Raw genomic sequence first — 19,206 nt, forward strand, 5'->3', positions numbered from 1 at the left:
GTTTTCTCGCGCATCAACCGCCGGAAAGCTCTTGGCTCGCGACCTTGATGTATTTCTTTCCGGCGTCGCGCGCCATGATCACCGCCTCGGGCAGTGGGACCTCGCCGCGGACGCTGGCCAGTTTGACCAAAATCGGAAGGCTGATGCCTGCGATCACCTCGGCCTTCGCTTCATCCATCACCGAGATCGCAAGATTCGATGGCGTGCCGCCGAACATGTCCGTCAGGATGATGACCCCGTCGCCGCCGTCGACCGAGCGCACGGCATTGAGAATATCGATCCGGCGCGCCTCCATGTCGTCCTCGGGGCCGATCGCGATCGTTTCCATCGCGGTTTGCGCGCCCACCACATGTTCCAGCGCGTTGCGGAATTCCTGGGCAAGGCCGCCATGCGTGACGATGACAAGTCCGATCATGAGCGCCGGCCGTTAAACCTCATTCGGCGACAGCTTCGTATGCTTCGCCATATGGCGCGGAAGGTGGCAACTGTTCGCCCCCCGCGCAAGGGCTTTGTAGGCGAACTTACTCCTTAACCTCGATACGTGGCAGGCCGGCCATGTCAAGAGCGGCGAATATTTTCAGCGGCGCTGAGCTTTCAAAAGGTAAAAGCCGGATGGCGGGGACTTTGACGCCGCACAGCACGACCGTGGGCCACGGGTCCGGATACCGCTCGATCGAGCCTTCGCGCGCGATATCGGCGATCAACACGATGTCGACTGCAGCGCGGACAGCAACCTCCAGGATGCCGACGCCACGAACTTCGATCTTGCCGCGAAGTGTCTGAGGGGCCGTCGCGCAAAGGCGTGACGAACCGTGCGACCAATCGCTCTTTAGAATAACCTGGTCGTCAGCGACGAGCTGCACGGGATCGCGCAGCAGCGCCGAGGGGCCGTGCGCGAGACATCGAAGTGCGAGGTCGGATTTCCCGGAACCGGACGGGCCGCGGATCAGCACGCCGCGATCGCCGACTGCGATAGCCGTGGCATGCACGCGATCAGCTTCGTCGCGCAAGGCCGTCTCCAACATTCGCGATGAGCGGCAAGCGCACCGTGAAGCGTGCGCCGCTCATGCTCGCCGATCCGTTCTGTGCCCGGTTCTCCGCGAAAATCTCGCCGTGATGACTGACGACGATCTCGCGCGAAATCGAAAGCCCGAGCCCCGAATTCTTGCCGCGCTTCGCATCGGTTTGCGGCCGGTCGCTGTAGAAGCGGTCGAAGATCTGACCGAGTTTGTCGGGAGGAATGCCGGGCCCTTCGTCTTCGATGGTGATCTCGATCTTGCTCCCGTTCGGGCGTGCGCGCACGGTGATCTTGCCGCCCTCCGGCGAGAAGGACAGCGCGTTGTCGATCAGGTTCGTGAAGACTTGGCCGAGCCGGCCGTCGTTGCCGCGTACCTTGTAGGAGGACGGTGGCGCCGGATCGATGATGAGGGCGATCTTCCGGTTGTCGTCGGCAAGCATGTCGGTGAACAGGCTGTTGACGCTCTCCAGGACGCCACGCACGTCCACGGTTTCCATATGCTGGCGCGCCAGCTCTGCATCGAGCCGCGATGTGCTCGAGATGTCGTTGATCAGCCGGTTGAGGCGCTTCAGCTCGCTCTGGATTTCGGTGACCAGTTCCATCCGGTCGGCATCGGTCTTGGCGTAGGCCATCGCTTCGGCAGTCGATCGGGCGGCGGCCAGCGGATTTTTCAGTTCGTGCGCCACGTCGGCGGCAAATCTCTCGCTGCCCTCGATGCGCCGGTAGAGCGCGTTCGTCATCGCCACGAAGGCACGGCTTGTCTGGCCGACCTCGTCGCGCCGTTCCGTCAGATCAGGAATCTCCTGACGCGCAGAAATGTTCTGCGTCACGTCATACGCGGCTTCCGACAATCTCCGCATCGGCACCGCGACCGTTCGTTCGAGCACCAGCGAGCTGCCGATAGCGACGAGCAGCGCCATCGCGGCGATCTGAAGGATCAGCCAGCGCTCGTCCCAGAGAACGTCGTCGATGTCGCCGGGCTTTGTTGAAACGAGCAGCACGCCGAGGATCTTGTTGCCGCGCTTGATCGGCTCTGCCATCGACACGATCTGCTGCCCGCGTTTGTTCAGCAGCAGAATCGGCGTTTCGACACCGCGTTGCGCGGCGTTCTTGACTTCCGGATAAAGGAAGCCGTTCGTCGTGCCGAGTTCGCGGTAGACTTTCAGTTCCTTGTTGATCACCCAGTAGTTGAGCCGCGTCCAGAAGTTCTTGAGACGCGGCGTCTGGCTGTTATCCGCGCCCGTATTGGATTTCGGATCGTCGGAGAACAGCGTCTCGCTGTTGAGGATCAGCGTGCCTTTCGTGGAATAGATGCGCGCCTTGAGGCTCGCCGGTCCCACGAGCTTTCTCAGCACGACGGCGGCCTGATGCGGATCGATCGGCAACTCGAACGCGGCAAACGCGTCGTCGCGCTGCGCCCACGTCGTCGTCTTTTCCGGCAGCCGGTTCGGATCGAAAATCGCGCGCTCGTTGACTGCGCGATACGCAATCGCCTCCGACGTGATGCGCGACACCGTTTTGACGACGTCGACTTTCGCATCAAGAAGCCAGCCGTGATGCAGGCTGAGATAGAGCATCGCGAACAGCAGGCCGGCAAGGCCGAGCAGGTTCGCGAGCAGGATGCGCCGCCGCAGGCTCTTGCCGATGGCGCGTGAGATCCACCCGCGCGAAATCAGCCGGCCCGCGCCGCTCAGCGCCGACTTGAAGACTTGGCGGGCGTCGAGGCGAGGCTCAGCATCGGTCGCGGACTGCTGCGGCGCGTTAGCGCCGGCAATCGTCGCGCCTACAGCTATGTCATTGCTGTCGAGCGCCATCCAATCCCCATTGACGGCGGCGTGCCCACTATTCTTTGAAGCGGTAGCCGACGCCGTAAAGCGTCTCGATCACGTCGAAATCGTCATCGACCTGTTTGAACTTCTTGCGCAGCCGCTTGATGTGGCTGTCGATCGTGCGGTCGTCGACATAAACCTGATCGTCGTAAGCGGCGTCCATCAGAGCGTCGCGCGTTTTGACGACTCCCGGCCGTGTCGCGAGTGCCTGCAGAATGAGGAATTCGGTCACCGTCAGCGTGACGGGCTTGCTGTCCCAATGGCAGGTGTGACGCTCCGGATCGAGCTTGAGCTTGCCGCGCTCGAGAACGCGCTTGGCCTCGTCTTCGACTGTCGCACCATCCTTGGGAGAAACGCGGCGCAGAACGGCTTTCACGCGCTCGACGATCAGGCGCTGGGAAAACGGCTTGGCGATATAATCGTCGGCGCCCATCTTGAGGCCGAACAGTTCGTCGATTTCCTCGTCCTTCGAGGTCAGGAAAATCACCGGCATCGTCGACTGCTGACGAACTCGGCGGAGCAATTCCATCCCGTCCATGCGTGGCATCTTGATGTCGAAGATGCCGAGATCCGCCGGTTCTTCCGTCAGCGCTTCGAGCGCCGAAACGCCGTCGCCGTAGGTCCGAACCTTATAGCCTTCCGCTTCCAGGGCCATTCTCAACGACGTCAAAATATTCCGCTCGTCGTCGACGAGTGCGATGGTGCTCTTTTCCTTCATATTTTCCTCTCAAGCCCCGGAGCGGTGGTCCTCGCCGCGCCGCATCTGGCGCTTATGGCGGGATGGTGGACCAATTGTGGCGCTACGTCCAATGGACGCCAAAGGCTGAATGCGACCTGAATATGCGACCTAAGTCGTAACCGCAAGCAAAGCCGAACGAATTCTTGCGCAAAATTTTGCAGTGACCAAAACATTACTCGCTGCATTGCGCCTGTTGCTCGACATACAGTCTTCGAATATTTTAAGCGGTAACATAGTGTTACATTTTCTGTCATGCGGCAGGACGGCTAAGACCATCGCACAGCTTGAGAATGCCGTTTTGGTTTCTTAAGCAGCTGAACTGTCTTGTTAGGCCCGTAGCACACGCACCAGCGTTCGAACCGAATGCATCCGTGTCATTTGCGAAATGATCGTCCGGCCGGCACTCCGCCGTGTTCGGACTGGCAGGGGTAAACTCCGTAATGACTATCCAATTGTTTCCGATCGCGCCAAGTCAGAAGATTCGTCGGAATTTGCGCGAGGCGGAGCTGATCGAAGCAATCATCCGGCGAGATGAAGGACGTTTAGCTGCCAGCGGGGCCGTCGTCGTCGAGACCGGCCAGCACACCGGACGCTCTGCCGAAGACAAATATATCGTGCGTGATCGCGAGACCGATCAGGCGATCTGGTGGGACAACGCCAAGGCAATGACGCCGGAGCAATTCGACCGTCTGCTCGCGGATTTCATCGCATTTGCCGCCCATAAGGAAATTTACGTCGAAGATCTGTTCGCAGGCGCCGATGCCGGTCATCGTCTGAATACGCGCATCGTGACGGAATACGCGTGGCACTCGCTTTTCATTCGGCATCTGCTGCGCCGACCGGAAGCCTCCGAACTTGAAAGTTTCGTTCCCGAATTCACCGTCGTCGATCTGCCGAGCTTCCGCGCCGCGCCGCTCTATCACGGCACGCGAACGGAAACCGTGATTGCCTGCGATTTCTCGCGGCGCATCGTTCTGATTGGCGGCACCAGCTACGCTGGCGAAATCAAGAAGAGCGTGTTCTCGTTCCTGAACTACATTCTCCCGTCCAAAGGCGTCATGCCGATGCATTGCTCGGCGAACGTCGGCAAGGACGGCGATTCCGCCGTGTTCTTCGGCCTTTCCGGCACTGGCAAGACGACGCTCTCCGCCGACCCGCGCCGCGAGCTTTTAGGCGACGACGAACACGGCTGGTCGGAAAAAGGCATCTTCAATTTCGAGGGCGGCTGCTACGCCAAGACCATTCGCCTGTCGAAATCCGCCGAGCCCGAGATCTGGCAGGCATCGAACCGTTTCGCGACGGTGCTCGAAAACGTCGTCATCGATCCGGTCACGCGCCTTCCCGATTTCGACGACAATCGGCTCGCTGAGAACGCGCGATCGGCCTATCCGCTCGAAGCTATCGCCAACGCCAGCCCGACGGGCACCGCAGGCCATCCGAAAAACATCGTGATGCTGACCGCGGACGCGTTCGGCGTGCTGCCGCCGATCGCAAAGCTGACCCCAAGCCAGGCGATGTATCATTTCCTCTCGGGCTTCACGGCGAAGGTTGCGGGGACCGAGAAAGGCATGGGTAACGAGCCCAAGCCGACGTTCTCGACGTGTTTCGGCGCACCCTTCATGCCGCGCCATCCGAGCGTCTACGGCAACCTGCTGCGCCAGCTGATCGCCGACCACAAGGTCGACTGTTGGCTGGTCAACACCGGTTGGACCGGCGGCAAGTACGGCGAAGGAACGCGCATGCCGATCAAGGTCACGCGTGGGCTCCTCGATGCCGCGCTCTCGGGCGCGCTCAAGGATCAGCCGATGCGCGTCGATCCGGTCTTCGGCTTCCAGGTGCCGCTCACTCCTCAGGGCATCGACCCGAAGGTCATGACGCCGCGCGAGACCTGGGCCAATCCGAAAGCCTATGACGAGGCCGCAGCGAAACTCGCGGCGATGTTCCATGAGAACTTCGCGAAGTTTGCCCGTCACGTCGGTGCCGACGTTCTCAACGCGGGACCATCCGTCGGCCGCGCCGTCGCTGCGGAGTAAGTTCCAAGATCGATCCCGTGGCCGGGCTTGACCCGGCCATCTTGCGTCCAAGGCCGTACGGCCGAGCAACTTGCTCGCTGTACGTTGATCATTGCCGCTGTCGCGAATAGAAAATCCGCAGACGACGCAGCGGCTTGGAGACAGCGGCAATGGGTACTCGGATTTCCTTCACGCGCCCCGACGGCAAGACGGGCGACGGCTATCTCGCGAAGTCGGCGGCAGCGAATGCGCCCGGCGTCGTCGTCATCCAGGAATGGTGGGGACTGCAGGACCAGATCAAGGGCATCTGCGATCGCTTTGCGCTGGCGGGCTACGATGCGTTGGCCCCCGATCTCTACGCCGGCACGGTCATTCCCTATCACGACACCGACGCCGCCGGCCGCGAGATGAACTCGCTGAACTTTCTCGAGGCGACCGATCAGCTCGTGCGTGGCGCCGCGCAGTATCTCCTGGTTTCAAGCCCCAAAGTCGCGGTGTGCGGCTTCTGCATGGGCGGCGCGGTGGCCGTGCTCGCCGCCGCGCGCGTACCGGAATTTTCGGCCGGCATCGCGTTTTATGGATTGCCGCCCGACACGGTCGCAAAGCCGGCCGACGTCAAAATTCCTCTGCAGGCGCATTTCGCGAGCGAGGATGATTTCGTCACGCCCGAAAAAGCCGATGAGTTCGAGGCGGGCATGAAGGCCGCCGGTAAACCGTTCGAGGCCTTCCGCTACGATGCAAGCCACGCCTTCATGAACGAGCAGCGCTCAGTGCACGACCGCCAGTCGGCTGAGCTTGCCTGGGGCCGCGTCCGCAACTTCCTGACGAAGCATCTAGGCTAGCGCGGCGCCGCTTGCTTCAATTGGAACCTGACTAGCTTAGCCAGCCCAGCGAGCGGCTCAATTCCCCTCCCCAACGGGGAGGGGCCAGGGGTGGAGAGAAGATGCAGACGTGATCGTCGAGTTTGACTCCGCACGCCGCTGGCGCATTTCGATGAGCACACCCGGCCCGACTTAGCTGCGGAAATCTTCCAGCGTCAGAAGTGGCGTGAACAAAAAGCCCGCGTCGGAGAATGTCTGCATCGCGCCGTCGAGCCGATCGACAATGGTGATGACGCGCACGACCGTCGCGCCCTCCGCCTTCAGCGCTTCCGCAGCCTTGAGGGCCGAGCCGCCCGTCGTCGTGACGTCCTCGACGACGATGACCTTCTTGCCTGCCAGATGCTCGGTCTTCGCGAGACCTTCGACCAGCGCCCGCGTGCCGTGCTCTTTCGCCTGCTTCCTGACGAAGAACGCCGGCAGCTTGCGTCCGCGCGTATGGGCGATGGCCGCAACGCTCGACGCGATCGGCACCGCGCCCATCTCGAGCCCGCCGATCAGGTCCGCGTCGACGCCTTCGATCTCGTCCAGGATCAGAGACGCAATCAGAAACGCGCCCTCGCTGTCGAGCATGGTCGGCTTCATGTTGAAGTAAAACGGCGAGGTCTTGCCGGACGCCAGCTTGAACGCCGGCCCCTCCTGGAACGACCGCGACTTTATGAGCTCGATCAGGCGCGCGCGCTTGCCCGCGGCGTCAGACGGTTTTTCTGCCATGCGATAGAAGCGCCTCTTGCGTTTTTCGGTTCAGGATGCGCAAACAGCCCGGATCGAAAAGCCTGTCAAGATTTGGGAGAATATTGTGGTGGAGCGTCGCCGCTCGTTAACCGACGGATGGGCCGCGCTGGCCTCACGCCCGCAGGCGGCGTCGATGGTGCTTCTGCTGCTGTGTCTCGCCGTTTATCTCCCAGGATTTGTCCGCCTTCCGGCCGTCGACCGCACCGAAGCCATATATGCCGAGACCACGCGCGATATGGTTGCGCGCGGTGACTGGTCCGATCCGCGCTACGGCAGCGCGGTTCACCAATATCGCCCGATCGGCACGTTCTGGGCTCAGGCGCTGAGCCGGTCGGCGGCGGGAGAGGAAAACGCCCGCGACATCCGCGTCTATCGGCTTCCCTCGCTGATTTTCGTGACGCTTGCGGTGCTGGCCGTCTTCTGGCTCGGAAGTCTCATCATCGGAGCGGAGGCGGCGCTCATCGCTGCGGCGCTGTTCGCAGTGGCGCCGCTGACCGTGCTCGTCTCGCAGCTTGCAATCGCCGAAGGGCTGTCTCTGCTTCCGGCAACGATCGCCATGCTGACGCTTGCATGGTTTTACGTGACGGCAGGGCCGCCGGTTGCTTCTGAGGCTCTCGCCAGCCATCCACGCCGGTTCTCCGCGCGCGGAGAAACATGGCTCGCGCTGCTGTTCTGGACAGCGGTCGGCGCCGGGATGCTGATCAACGCGCTGCTGGTTCCGATTCTCATCGTCTCAACGCTGGCAGCGCTCTTTGCATTCGATCGTGATTTTTCGTGGCTGAAGCGGCTGCGCCCTCTGTTCGGCGTGCCGATCGCGCTCGCCATCGCAGCTCCCTGGCTGCTGGTGCGCGCGCATCAGGACGGAACGCCGTTTGCGGGATTGAGCTGGCCCGAATTCCTGGCAGCGCTCGGTGGCGCGCAGGACATGAAGCTGCGCGCGTTTCCGGGCACGTTCGCCCTTGCTCTGCTGCTCGGCTTTCTGCCGGGCACGGCGCTGCTCGGAGTGGTGTTCAAGCGTTTCTGGCCCGCGCGCGACCAGCGATTGCCGAGCTTCCTGCTCGCTTGGGTGATCGGATATCTGATTTATCTCGAAGCCCTGTCGTCGAAGCCCGGCACTTACATGGTTCAGACGATGTTTCCGGCGCTGGCGCTCGCCGTTGCGTCGGTCGTCGTCAGCGAGACGGGGCACGGAAAGCGGCCGGAAGGCGGCCTGCTCGTTTGGCCGACGGCTCTCGCGGCGATACCGCTCGCCGTGTTCGCGGCCGTCTACGGCTTCGCGAATGAAGCGCCGGACATCGTGCCGGCCGTGCTCATCGCAATCATCGCGGCGCTGTTCATCTGGAGCGGCCGGCTGATCCACGAAGGACTGTTGCGTGGCTGGGCGACCATCGGCGTCGCGGCGCTGGGATTGTTCGCGATTACGCTTCTCGGATTTGTGCTGCCGTCGATCGACAAGATCTGGCCGTCGGCCGAACTCAAGCGCGCCGTCGCGGCGTGCCCCGCGCATGACATCGATCTCGTCGGTTTTCGCGAGCCGTCGAGCCGCTTGCTGCTCGGAGTTTCGCCCGACCGCCAGGCCCCGGAAGCCATCGCCAGCGAGATATCAGGCTACGGTGCGAAACTTTTGATCGTCGAGGATCGTTGGAGCAACCGCATGAACATGGCCCTGACGACCAGCTCGAAGCCTCCGCTGCCAAGTCCGAGCGGCTGCGTGTCGGCATACAACGTGATGCGCGGATGCCCGGTTCATTTTCGGATTTACGATTTGAATCCCGCTCAGCCTTGTAAAATTCCGGCGAACTTCGCGTGCGCGCCAGACGCTGCGCCCGCAGGTCCGCAGAAATCTGGAAATTGTGATTGATTGCGTGCGGGCCGACACGCCTGCACTTCAGCCGTCGCGACTGCTATATACCGTTAAGGTCATTCAAGGATCATTCGATGTTCAACCCCGAACACCCGCCCGAGATCATCGCGCAACGCTGGCTGAATTCCGACAAGAAGCGCACGCTGAAGGCGGAGAAGGGCAAAGTCATCGTCATCGCGATCTGGCAGCTGGAATGCCCCGGCTCGCAGAAATTCGGCTTACCGCAGGCGATGCGGCTCCGGCGTGCATTCGAGGAGGACGAGGTCGCCGTCTTCGGCCTGCATATGCCGTTCGAGAAATTCGCCGAGCAGACGCCGGACAAAGTCGAAGCCTATCTCAACGAGAACGAGATCACGATTCCCGTCGCGCTCGACAAACCGAACGGCGAAGAATTGCCCGAGACGATGAAGGCCTACGAGCTTCAAGGCACGCCGGCGCTGCTGATCTTCGACCGGCAGGGACGCCTGCGCCGCCACTATCTCGGCGCGGTCGACGATCTGCGCCTCGGCGCGGAAGTCATGGGGCTGCTCATCGAGGACAAGGACAGCCCGCGCGAGATGGCGATCGCGATCGAGCATAAGCTCGGCGCGGCGCTCGTCGATCCGGAAGCGCATCACCATCACGAGCACGGTGAGGCGTGCGGCTGCGGCCACGATCACAGTCATGACCACGATCATCAGCACGACCACGGCGCCGCCCACGGCGAGCCGGGTCACGTGCATGGTCCGGGTTGCAAGCACTGATGGCCGAAAAAGCGCCGAAGGACGGCGCGTCGGCAAAGAAGGACGAGCCTGGAACTTCGGCGCAAGACCCGCCTCCGGGATCGGGCCTCAGCCGCAAGGAGCGGCAGCAAGTCCGCGAGGGCGTCCGCCATCGCCCCGCGGTCGTTTACGAGATCATTCGCGTCCAGGGCGAGATCGAACTCCGGCGACCGTCGTCGGCGCTCTGGTGGTCGGGCGTCGCGGCTGGCATTTCCATCGGCTTTTCGTTTTTGACGGACGCGGTTCTGGCCGCGCATCTCCCGGCGTCCGAATGGTCGCCGCTGATCGCTAAGCTTGGCTATGCCGTCGGCTTCCTCATCGTCATTCTTGGACATCAGCAGCTATTTACTGAAAACGTTCTGACGGCCGTGTTGCCGGTGATGGCGCGCAAGCAGGTGCATTGGCTGCTGAAGATGCTGCGGCTCTGGGGCATCGTGCTCGCCGCGAACATCGCCGGATGCCTCATCTTCGCGTCGGCGATTGCCTACTTGCCCGTCGTTCCCTCGAACGTCACCCCCGCACTCGCCGACATCGTCACCAAGGTGATGAGCAACACGCCGTGGGAAATGTTTGCGAAGGGCATCGGCGCGGGCTGGCTGATCGCGGCGCTGGTCTGGATTTTGTCTTCGACCGAGCATGTCGAGTTCATCGTCATCACGCTGCTGACGTATCTGATCGCACTGTTCGGCTTCACGCATATCGTGGCGGGCAGCGTCGAAGCGATCTACGGCGTCGCGACGGGCATCATCAGCCTGGAAACGGCGGTGTTCCGCTTCTTCCTGCCGACGCTGGCGGGCAACGTGTTCGGCGGAACCATCCTGTTCTCGGTGCTGAGCTACGCGCAGGTGCGCGAGGAAATTTACGCCGACACCTCGGAAAGCTGAACCGCCCGGACTTACGAACGCCACCCGAATCACGCTTTTCTCCGCCCTACAAGTCGAGGCGGAAGCGAGGCGGCCGATGGTCGAGCGGGTCAACAACAAACAACGTCGTCGTACAGGCAGCGACAGCGCTGGCGGCCGGCTCGCGGAACGCGAGTCGCCAGCGCCAAATGATGCTCCCGCTCATTCGCTCGGTGTCCGTAGCAAGCCCGGCGCTGGCGGCCGGCTCCGCGAAGCGGAGTCGCCAGCGCCAAATAAAAAAGTCATCGCACTTGTCTACGACTTCGACGGCACGCTCTCGCCGAAGCCGATGCAGGAATATGCCTTCCTGCCGAAACTCGGCATCGATCCGAAATCGTTCTGGGCAGAGTGCACGCGCGTCTCGCAGGCCGAGCGCGCCGACGCGCTGATCACCTACATGCATTTGCTCTACAAGAAGGCGAAGGAGAAAAACGTGCGCATCGACCGCGCCGATCTCGTCGCGCAGGGCAAGCTCGTCGAGCTGTATCCGGGCGTCCCGACGTGGTTCGACGCAATGCACGCGTACGTGAAAAAGCGCGCGGGCGACAGCGGCATCACGGTGAAGCACTATCTGATCTCGTCGGGTCTGACCGAGATCATCGAAGGCACGAAAATCTACCCGCACTTCGCCAATGTGTTCGCGAGCGAATACTGGTTCGACGCCTATGACCTGCCGTTTCCGAAACGGGTCATCTCGGACACCGGCAAGACGCAGTTCCTCTTCCGCATCAACAAGGGGCTGGAGGACTTGAGCCAGAGCATCAACGCGCACATGCCCGAGGCGCAGCGGCCGATCCCGTTTTCGAATTTCATCTACTTCGGCGACGGCGACACCGACGTGCCGTCGATGGCGCTTCTGAAAAAGAACGGCGGGCAGGCGATTGCCGTGCACGGCCCCGACGAGAGCGAAGCGAAATGCGTCGAGCTTTTCAAAGCCGGCCGCTGCGATTTCTACGCCGTCGCCGACTACCGCAAAGGCTCGGATCTATGGAAACGTACGTGCCTCCTGCTCGACCGCATCATCGCGGACGTGCGTGTGCGGGAAGAGGTGAGGGGGTTGGGTTGAGGAACGTCGAAACGACGCTGTTTCAACAATGGCAATTCGCGATTGCGACCGTCGTTAAGGCCATTACAGTCCCACGTCGTCATCCCCGCGTAGGCGGGGATCCGTCCAGCCAAGCGACTGTTCATTGGCGGACTTGGACAGATCCCGGCCTTCGCCGGGATGACGTCCTCTACCGGTTATGTTGCTCACGTCGTCGAACTAGGACGTCTCGGCCCATGAAGCGCCCGTGTGTCTACATCCTCGCAAGTAAGCCATATGGGACACTCTATGTAGGTGTGACCAGCGATCTGCCACATCGAATGGCGCAGCACGACCAAGGTCTAATCGACGGGTTCACAAAGAAGTATTGCGTTAAGACGCTCGTCTACTACGAGATGCACGAAACTATGGATGCTGCGATCGTCCGTGAAAAAAGACTAAAGCGCTGGCAGCGTACATGGAAGTATCGACTTATCGAGCAAATGAACCCGGAATGGGCCAATTTGTTTGATCCAGCGACAGGTGAGATTGAGTTCGGTTCGATAGATGCACCAAACTTAGTTCCAGACTCGTCAAGTAACCTGGATAGATCCCCGCCTACGCGGGGATGACGTTTCGAGCGATGGCTTTCGTATCGACGGATGCGGCGATCTCCGGAATTTTTTCCGTCATCCTCAGCCGAGTGAGCAGCGCGAACGAAGGCTGGGGATCCAGCGCAAAGCGCGTCGCAGACGCAATATTGAGCCTTCGGCAATTGTAATGCTGGATCCCCGAACGGCCTCGCAGGCTCACCCGTTCGAGGATGACGGTCGTGTGCAAACAGCGCGCATCATTCAACGCAATAACGCATCTCGGCAGCGCCGCTCACCGACCCTCGATCTTCACTCCGGGCAGATCGATCTTCACTTTGGTCTGGTTGGCGTCGTAGAGCAGGTAGCTCAGCACGCCGACGGCGACCAGAAGCACGCCGATGATGAGCGATTTCGTATCCATCGTGATGGGCCTCCACGCCTTCGTCCGAATCCAAATTCGATATTCAAACGCCACGCGGACAATGCCAAGTCAAGCTGCGCCGCCAGCACGGTGCCGCCGCCGTCGCGTCCGCAGCTACGGAAAATGCCGTCCTCATCATTGGTCTGATTGCTGGCGGTCAGCGAGGCCGCGGCCGGATCACCTCAGCGTCTGCACTTCGCGGTGAGAAGCGGAACCGCGCCGAGCGCCACGAGCGCGCCGCCGCCACCCGCCAGCGCCACGTTGAGCTGCCCGTCTCCCAAGGTCGCGACGATCGCCGAAAACACCAGCGCGAAGATGGCCGCATCGGCCATCGCGTAGGCCAGCGGCCAGGTACGCATGTCGGCGGCATCGAACGGTTCATCGAGGCGCATCAGTCGCAACTTGCGTAGAATGACCCACGCGCCGATGCTGAGCAGCATCAGCACGGGAACGATGACGGCGCTCTGCAGCAGAAATCCATGGATGACATCGAGCATGGCGGCTCTCCTTCGCGAGCGCATATCGGAGCCCGCGCGAGGAGCAAGACTTGCACCATCGCCGTCCCGCCGCTGTTCCTCAGGGAACAGGCGAGCGAACGATAGAGATAGGTCAATTCGCCGGAGGTGCGTGCGCGGGTTCCTGCTGAGCATGCTGCGGAGGCGCGGCACGCGGCGGGGAATCGTCCACGAAAACATATTTCGAAAGCCGTTCGCGCGCCTGGATCTGCCGCGCCTGATCGATTTCATTATTGCTGTCGGCCTCGATCAACGCCGACATGACGGTGTCGTAGTACTGCGCGGCATCGGAAAGCAGCAGCAAGTCGACGCCCGCGTTGACGGCTTTGACCGCCGCACCGCCGAGACCGTCCTTCGAGCGCGTCACCGCGCCCATGCCCAGGTCGTCGGTGATCAGCAGAACGTCGCCCTCCGTGCGGGCACGAATGAACGAGTTGATGACTTCGCCCGAATAGGACGCTGGCGTGTCCTTGTCGGCCGCGGTGACCCGCACATGCCCGATCATCGTCGCGATGCCGGGCTTGCCCATGAGACGGCGGAAGGGAAGCCAGTCGCTGAGTTCGAGCTGCGCGGTGGTCGCCGAGATTTCACCCGTCACGACATGCGTATCGCGCGCCACACGCCCCAAGCCCGGGAAGTGCTTCAGCGTGCAGATGATGTCGAATTTCGTCAGCGTGTCGCAATACCAGCCCGCGACTTTGGCGACGAGATACGGGTTGCTGTCGATGGCGCGCCAGAAGAGCTGTGTTTCGCCGTCGTTGCGGCGTGACGTTCCAAGTCGGAGGTCGACGACGGGACCGAAGTTCATCGTGACACCGAGCCGCTCGAGCCCCTGCGCCTGCACTTCGGCATAAGCGCGCACGGCCTTCTCGCGGTCTTCGTCGTTTTTCAGCTTGGCGACGAGCGTGCCGAGCGACGGCTGCTGCTTCAACGGCGGCGACAGGCGCGACACGTATCCGCCTTCCTGGTCGGCGGCGACGATCAGCCGAGGCAGTCCTTGCGCTTTGCGAATGTCCTGGAGGCTCTGAATGTCCTTTGCGACGTCATCGGCCTTGCGACCGCGAACATTGTGATCGGTGATGAAGATGCCGGCGATGCCGCCCTTCTCAACCAGCGGCCGCACTTCGTCGAAGCTTTGGAAGCCGACGATGATGCGCCGTCCGAGACGTTCGAGCCTGGCCGGATCTGATCCGAGAATGTCGGCGCGCGTCAGAAGTTTTAGAGGTCGCTTCGGGGGCAGTGGCTGACCGGGTGTGGCAGCTTGTTGCGCAACGGCCGGAACCGCTTTGCGGGCTCGCATTGCGGCGCGTTGCCGGGCCTTGTTGCGCGCCCAATACGTTTTCTTCTTCGCCGAGACGTGGCTGCGATACGCTCGCGCGCCGGCGGCATCCGGAGGCAGCGCCAGTAGCGTTGCGAGGAAGCCAAGACCTATGACAGCGGCGGCAAAGCTACGGAGCATCACCGCCTATACTAGCCTGCAGACGGATAAGATTGAGGCAGAGCATCGAATTTGGTTGCTTTTCCGATACCGGCGTCACGCAACGCTTAAGGTCAATAAATTCTGACGGGAAAATATCGTTGCACAAGCTCCTCGAACCGGCCGGATGCCCGCACCCGGTCCAACCCTTTGTTGAGCAGTAGCCTGATCTGGGGATCGTTTTTGGGAACGGCAATAGCTAGCCCGTCGCCGAAAAACTTGGGCTCGAGATAAGGCCCGCCGCGCATTTCGCAGCACTGGCGTGAAAGCGTGCCGTTTAACCAGAAGGCGAGCGATATCCCGTCGTCAAAGATAAAGTCGGCCTTGCCCCCTGCCAGCGCTTCGCGTGCAAGGTCGGCGTTTTCAAAAACGACGAGCGGGCTGTCGCGGAAAAATGCCTTGAGGTACGCCTCGTGCGCCGTGCCGCGCGCCACCGCGATACGCTGCCCGTCGAGCCCGCTCGGCGTCATCTCGACCTTGGGCGAATCCTTCCGGCCCGCGAACCGGCCCGGCGTATGGAAGTAGCGGTCGGTGAATTCCACGTCTTTGAGCGCCGCCGGCGTTACTCTGTGGGCAGCGATGACGGCGTCGGCCTCGCCGTTCTTCAGCCCACCGAACAACTCGTCCCACGGCCGGGCCTTGATATCGCACGACGTGTTGAGCTCAAGGCAGATCGCCCGCGCGAGATCGACATTGAAGCCGATCAGAACGCCGTCTTCGTCGTAGAAATCAAACGGAGGGAAATCGCTGTCCGTCAGGAAGCGGATAACGACGCGTCTGGATGCGGCCTCGGTCTGCTGCGGCGCAACCCGGGTATCGCTGAGCGATGGAAGAGTCTTTGCATTTTGAGCGACGGCCCAGCCTGCCGAACCGGCAAGCGCCACCGCGAGCGCAGCGCCGAACAGTCGAGGAATGCGCGATCCGGTTTTCATATGCACCGCAGTATACGGAAGGTCTTTCGACGAAAATGAGATTCGCAGTCTTAGTCCCGTTGCTGGTTCTAAACTAGAGCATATACTCCGGCCCGGCCGAACGTCGGAACCGCCGTCGGCTCGGGGGCGTGCATGTCAACGGTGGGGAACGATAAGCCGCGGTCGGCGCTACGGCGACGGCAAAAGCCGCCATCAGCGTCGCCTCCGGCGCCGGTGCCTTGGGAATCTTTTTTGCGCGTGATCCGGCGGCTCGATCGCGCGGTCAACGATTTGCGTCGGCGCACCCCGGATTTTTCCGCCGCAACCCCGTTTCCGGTCTGGCAGCAGACAGTGATGCTCGCCATTCCGGCGATTTTTACGGCCGCACTGATACTGGTCGATGAAGAGGCTCTGATTCTCTGGTGGGTCGTTCTCGCGCTTCCGTTCCTTATGATCGCGACGGTTCGGCTGGTCGCCGTCTGGTATGTGATCAGGCGGCAGCCGAAACACTGGCGCGGACCGCTCGATGACCGCCGCTTCGACGCCCGCCTTCCGACGTTTTCCGTGCTGGTGCCGGTGTACAAGGAAGAAGCCGTCGTGCCGGGTCTCGTTGCCGCCATGCGCCGCATCGATTATCCGCCCGATCGCGTCGAAATTCTTTTTATAACGGAAGAGCACGATCAGCCGACCCGGCAGGCGTTGCTCCAGAGCAATCTCGCCCAAAACATGCGCGTTCTGACGGTGCCCGCTGGGCATCCGCAGACCAAGCCGCGTGCGTTGAATTTCGCGCTGCAGGAAGCCGGCGGAATTCTCGTGGCCGTCTACGACGCCGAGGACATTCCCGACCGCGATCAGCTTCGGCGCGCCGCTGCCGCTTTCGTCGCTGGAGGACCGCGGCTCGCCTGCGTGCAGGCGCAGCTTACGATTTATAATGCCAAGCAATCATTCTTCAGCCGGCAGTTCGCGCTCGAATACAAGGCGCTGTTCAGCGGTCTGTTACCGGCGCTCGCGTTCCTCAAGCTGCCGATCCCGCTTGGCGGCACGTCCAATCACTTTCGCCGCGACCTTCTCCTGAAGTGCGGCGGCTGGGACCCGTTCAACGTCACCGAAGATGCCGACCTCGGCATTCGCATTGCGCGACTGGGTTACGATGTTGGCGTCATCAGGTCGGAAACCTCGGAAGAAGCCCCCACGGAATGGCGGACGTGGTGCGGTCAGCGCACACGCTGGATCAAAGGCTGGATACAGACGTATCTGGTGCACATGCGCCATCCCTTGAGGCTCTGGCGCGACCTCGGAACGTGGCAGTTCATCGGCTTCCAGATCATGATCGGCGGAATGATCCTGTCGATCCTCGTACATCCCTGGTTTTACGTTCTGCTCGTGAACGGAGCGATGAGCGGCGCTGCTGTAATGCCAGCCGGTGCGGCTTTGCAATGGATATTCAGCGCGCACTTGATGATCGGATACGGCGCCGCATGGCTACTGACCATCGTGACGGCACGAGGATCGATTTCCGGACTTTGGGCCGCGGCGTGGCTGCCAGTTTATTGGCTGGCGATATCATGGGCCGCCTATCGCGCCGTCATCGACCTGATTTTCAGGCCGTTTCATTGGGAAAAAACCGCGCACGGCGCTGGCGCAAGCCACCGGATCGCATTGCCGAAATCCTGATGCCCCGTTTTGCGTCCCGACAAGTCCGCGCCCAACATGTCTGCGTCCGACATATTGGCTTCGAGTTCTAAGCCGGACGGCGGAAAACTTTTCGCAACTCGTCCTTCGCGCGATCCAAGGTATGCCGGCGGCTCTGAGACAAGTTCTTGCCGGCACGATTGATGTAGAACGTCAGCATCGACATTGCCGACTGGAAAGGCGTGCCCTTGCGACGGCGGCTTTGCAAAGCAGAGCGTTTCAGCGACCTCGCGATGTCCTCCGGCTTACGCTTATTGAATACGCTGTCTTCCAAATCCAGCGCGTCGCTGTTGCGCGTCACGTCCGCCGACCAGCGCTTGGATTGGCTGCGCGCCGACCGGTGCGAGCCTGCTGACGAACGTTTCTGAGCAGATTTTTTCATCATTATCGCCGCTTTACCATTGAGCTGCGGTTCGCGAATGCCGAACTATTAGACTTGGACAACAGCATGAGAGGCGCTAGGTTCCTCGAACCGAGACGCCGTGGAACCTGCTGGCGCCGCGCAAGGTTCAAATCGCGACGCAGCATCGAATGCTGAGGCGATCGACATGAAGCTCGCACTTCAATCTCTGATCAACAGCTGTGTTCAGCGCGGGTCATTGACCCTTGTCTTGCCGAGCGGCGAACGGCTGCAAGCTGGTGATGGTTCCGGCACTCCGTTGACCCTGACCTTGACGGATCACCGCGCCGGGCGACAGCTGTTCCTCAATCCCGAGCTGGCTTTCGGCGAGCTTTATACGGATGGCCGACTGCTAGTTTCCGGCGGCTCCATTTATGACGTTCTCGAGCTTCTGGGACATAACCTTGATGCGTTGTCGCCGCCGCAGATGGGACGAATTCGCCATGCGCTGCGCACGGCGTTCGATGGCTGGCGGCACCGCAACTCCGAGAAACTGGCGCGCCATAACGTCCATCATCATTACGATATCGACGATCGCATTTATTCGCTGTTTCTCGATTCCGATCGGCAGTATTCGTGCGCGTACTTCGCCTCCGAAAAGGAAAGCCTCGAAGAAGCCCAGCTCGCAAAGAAACGTCACATTGCTGCGAAGCTTCTCGTTTCGGAAGGCGCGTCGGTCCTCGATATCGGCAGCGGCTGGGGTGGCTTGGCGATCTACCTCTCCGACGTGTGCGGAGCGGACGTTACGGGCCTGACGCTTTCGCCCGAGCAGCTCAAGGTCGCCGAGCGGCGTGCGAACGAACGAAAACTCACCGACCACGTCCATTTCCGTTTGCAGGATTACCGCGCGCTCGAGCAGACGTTCGATCGCGTCGTTTCCGTCGGCATGTTCGAGCATGTCGGCGCGCGCGATTACGACACGTTTTTCAGTGTCGTGCGGCGAAGTTTGAAAGACGACGGTGTTGCGCTTCTGCATTCGATCGGCCGCCTGGATGGCAAGAGCCCCACGAACCCCTGGTTCGAGAGATACATTTTTCCGGGAAGTCACGTGCCGTCGCTGGCTGAAGTCCTACCCTCGATCGAAAAGTCGGGACTGATCGTGACGGACATTGAAATCCTGCGCCTGCACTACGCCGATACGCTGGCCGCGTGGCGTAGCCGCTTCCTCAGCCATCGCAAAGAGGCGGAAGCTGTTCTCGGCGATCGGTTCTGTCGCATGTGGGAGTTCTATCTCGCGTCCTCAGAGGCAGGGTTCCGCTATGGCGGATTGATGGTGTTTCAAATCCAGCTGGCGCGAAAGCTCGACACGGTTCCGCGCACGCGCGACTACATCGGAGCCGAGGAAATCCGTCTGCGCCAGTCTGAGCAGGCGAGAGCCACTTACGCGATTGCGGCAGAGTAGCGGTAGGAGCGGTAGGTGCGCACGCGGAACGCG

19 protein-coding genes are annotated in these 19,206 nt (G+C 61.5%); 9 read left to right on the plus strand and 10 right to left on the minus strand.

Translation table 11 applies throughout. The annotated features are described in order from the left end of the window. Positions 1-13 precede the first annotated feature (13 nt). From HYPGJ_RS17785 to HYPGJ_RS17800, 4 genes are all read right to left on the minus strand, one after another. Positions 14-415, minus strand: coding sequence for a PTS sugar transporter subunit IIA (locus HYPGJ_RS17785; protein ID WP_013216258.1), 402 nt, complete (start codon positions 413-415; stop codon positions 14-16). A gap of 106 nt (positions 416-521) precedes the next feature. Further along, positions 522-1,010 carry an HPr kinase/phosphatase C-terminal domain-containing protein gene (locus HYPGJ_RS17790; protein ID WP_083984208.1) on the minus strand — a complete coding sequence of 163 codons (489 nt, stop codon included), beginning with the start codon at positions 1,008-1,010 and terminating at the stop codon, positions 522-524. Beyond that, positions 994-2,832, minus strand: coding sequence for a stimulus-sensing domain-containing protein (locus HYPGJ_RS17795; RefSeq protein WP_046848565.1), 1,839 nt, complete (start codon positions 2,830-2,832; stop codon positions 994-996). Before HYPGJ_RS17795 ends, HYPGJ_RS17790 begins: the two co-directional genes overlap by 17 nt. 28 nt (positions 2,833-2,860) lie before the next feature. Beyond that, positions 2,861-3,565 carry a response regulator transcription factor gene (locus HYPGJ_RS17800; protein WP_013216255.1) on the minus strand — a complete coding sequence of 235 codons (705 nt, stop codon included), beginning with the start codon at positions 3,563-3,565 and terminating at the stop codon, positions 2,861-2,863. Positions 3,566-4,026: 461 nt separating this feature from the next. Here HYPGJ_RS17800 and HYPGJ_RS17805 point away from each other — a divergent pair, with 461 nt between their 5' ends. Further along, complete coding sequence (locus tag HYPGJ_RS17805; protein ID WP_046848566.1) at positions 4,027-5,619, plus strand: phosphoenolpyruvate carboxykinase; 1,593 nt, start codon at positions 4,027-4,029, stop codon at positions 5,617-5,619. A gap of 149 nt (positions 5,620-5,768) precedes the next feature. Continuing rightward, positions 5,769-6,440, plus strand: coding sequence for a dienelactone hydrolase family protein (locus tag HYPGJ_RS17810; protein ID WP_046848567.1), 672 nt, complete (start codon positions 5,769-5,771; stop codon positions 6,438-6,440). A gap of 171 nt (positions 6,441-6,611) precedes the next feature. Here HYPGJ_RS17810 and pyrE read toward each other — a convergent pair whose 3' ends face one another. Continuing rightward, on the minus strand, positions 6,612-7,190 hold the full coding sequence (gene pyrE / locus HYPGJ_RS17815) for an orotate phosphoribosyltransferase (protein ID WP_046848568.1): 579 nt from the start codon (positions 7,188-7,190) through the stop codon (positions 6,612-6,614). 88 nt (positions 7,191-7,278) lie between these two features. On the opposite strand from pyrE, the gene HYPGJ_RS17820 reads away from it, so the two are divergent. The 5 genes from HYPGJ_RS17820 to HYPGJ_RS17840 all read left to right on the plus strand — a co-directional run bounded on the left by HYPGJ_RS17820 (position 7,279) and on the right by HYPGJ_RS17840 (position 12,394). Next, positions 7,279-9,072, plus strand: a complete 1,794-nt coding sequence (locus tag HYPGJ_RS17820) for a glycosyltransferase family 39 protein (RefSeq protein ID WP_244466283.1) — start codon at positions 7,279-7,281, stop codon at positions 9,070-9,072. A 77-nt stretch (positions 9,073-9,149) separates the two neighbouring features. Next, positions 9,150-9,818, plus strand: a complete 669-nt coding sequence (locus HYPGJ_RS17825) for a TlpA disulfide reductase family protein (RefSeq protein WP_046848569.1) — start codon at positions 9,150-9,152, stop codon at positions 9,816-9,818. Beyond that, positions 9,818-10,720, plus strand: a complete 903-nt coding sequence (locus HYPGJ_RS17830; protein WP_046848570.1) for a formate/nitrite transporter family protein — start codon at positions 9,818-9,820, stop codon at positions 10,718-10,720. The genes HYPGJ_RS17825 and HYPGJ_RS17830 overlap by 1 nt, the downstream gene beginning before the upstream one ends. Before the next feature lie 76 nt (positions 10,721-10,796). After that, positions 10,797-11,804: an HAD family hydrolase gene (locus tag HYPGJ_RS17835; protein WP_046848571.1), complete on the plus strand. Its 1,008-nt coding sequence runs from the start codon at positions 10,797-10,799 to the stop codon at positions 11,802-11,804. A 215-nt stretch (positions 11,805-12,019) separates the two neighbouring features. After that, entirely contained in the window at positions 12,020-12,394 is a 375-nt protein-coding gene (locus HYPGJ_RS17840; protein WP_046848572.1) for a GIY-YIG nuclease family protein, read from the plus strand. A gap of 253 nt (positions 12,395-12,647) precedes the next feature. Here HYPGJ_RS17840 and HYPGJ_RS19570 read toward each other — a convergent pair whose 3' ends face one another. The 4 genes from HYPGJ_RS19570 to HYPGJ_RS17860 all read right to left on the minus strand — a co-directional run bounded on the left by HYPGJ_RS19570 (position 12,648) and on the right by HYPGJ_RS17860 (position 15,700). Beyond that, complete coding sequence (locus HYPGJ_RS19570; protein WP_013216246.1) at positions 12,648-12,776, minus strand: hypothetical protein; 129 nt, start codon at positions 12,774-12,776, stop codon at positions 12,648-12,650. A 182-nt stretch (positions 12,777-12,958) separates the two neighbouring features. Beyond that, positions 12,959-13,273 carry a hypothetical protein gene (locus HYPGJ_RS17850; RefSeq protein WP_046848574.1) on the minus strand — a complete coding sequence of 105 codons (315 nt, stop codon included), beginning with the start codon at positions 13,271-13,273 and terminating at the stop codon, positions 12,959-12,961. 112 nt (positions 13,274-13,385) lie between these two features. Further along, a complete protein-coding gene (locus HYPGJ_RS17855; RefSeq protein ID WP_046848575.1) occupies positions 13,386-14,750 on the minus strand; it encodes a glycoside hydrolase family 3 N-terminal domain-containing protein in 1,365 nt (454 codons plus the stop codon). A gap of 92 nt (positions 14,751-14,842) precedes the next feature. Beyond that, entirely contained in the window at positions 14,843-15,700 is an 858-nt protein-coding gene (locus HYPGJ_RS17860) for a transporter substrate-binding domain-containing protein (RefSeq protein ID WP_052750968.1), read from the minus strand. A gap of 237 nt (positions 15,701-15,937) precedes the next feature. Here HYPGJ_RS17860 and HYPGJ_RS17865 point away from each other — a divergent pair, with 237 nt between their 5' ends. Then, positions 15,938-17,353 (plus strand): glycosyltransferase, encoded by a 1,416-nt coding sequence (locus HYPGJ_RS17865; RefSeq protein ID WP_244466285.1) that lies wholly within the window; start codon positions 15,938-15,940, stop codon positions 17,351-17,353. Between the two features lie 67 nt (positions 17,354-17,420). Here HYPGJ_RS17865 and HYPGJ_RS17870 read toward each other — a convergent pair whose 3' ends face one another. Then, a complete protein-coding gene (locus HYPGJ_RS17870) occupies positions 17,421-17,756 on the minus strand; it encodes a DUF3175 domain-containing protein (protein ID WP_046848578.1) in 336 nt (111 codons plus the stop codon). Between the two features lie 163 nt (positions 17,757-17,919). Between HYPGJ_RS17870 and HYPGJ_RS17875 the strand changes: the two genes are divergently transcribed. Continuing rightward, positions 17,920-19,173, plus strand: coding sequence for a cyclopropane-fatty-acyl-phospholipid synthase family protein (locus HYPGJ_RS17875; RefSeq protein WP_046848661.1), 1,254 nt, complete (start codon positions 17,920-17,922; stop codon positions 19,171-19,173). Positions 19,174-19,206 lie beyond the last annotated feature (33 nt).

This window comes from Hyphomicrobium sp. GJ21 (assembly GCF_001006785.1).
Lineage (GTDB): Bacteria > Pseudomonadota > Alphaproteobacteria > Rhizobiales > Hyphomicrobiaceae > Hyphomicrobium_B.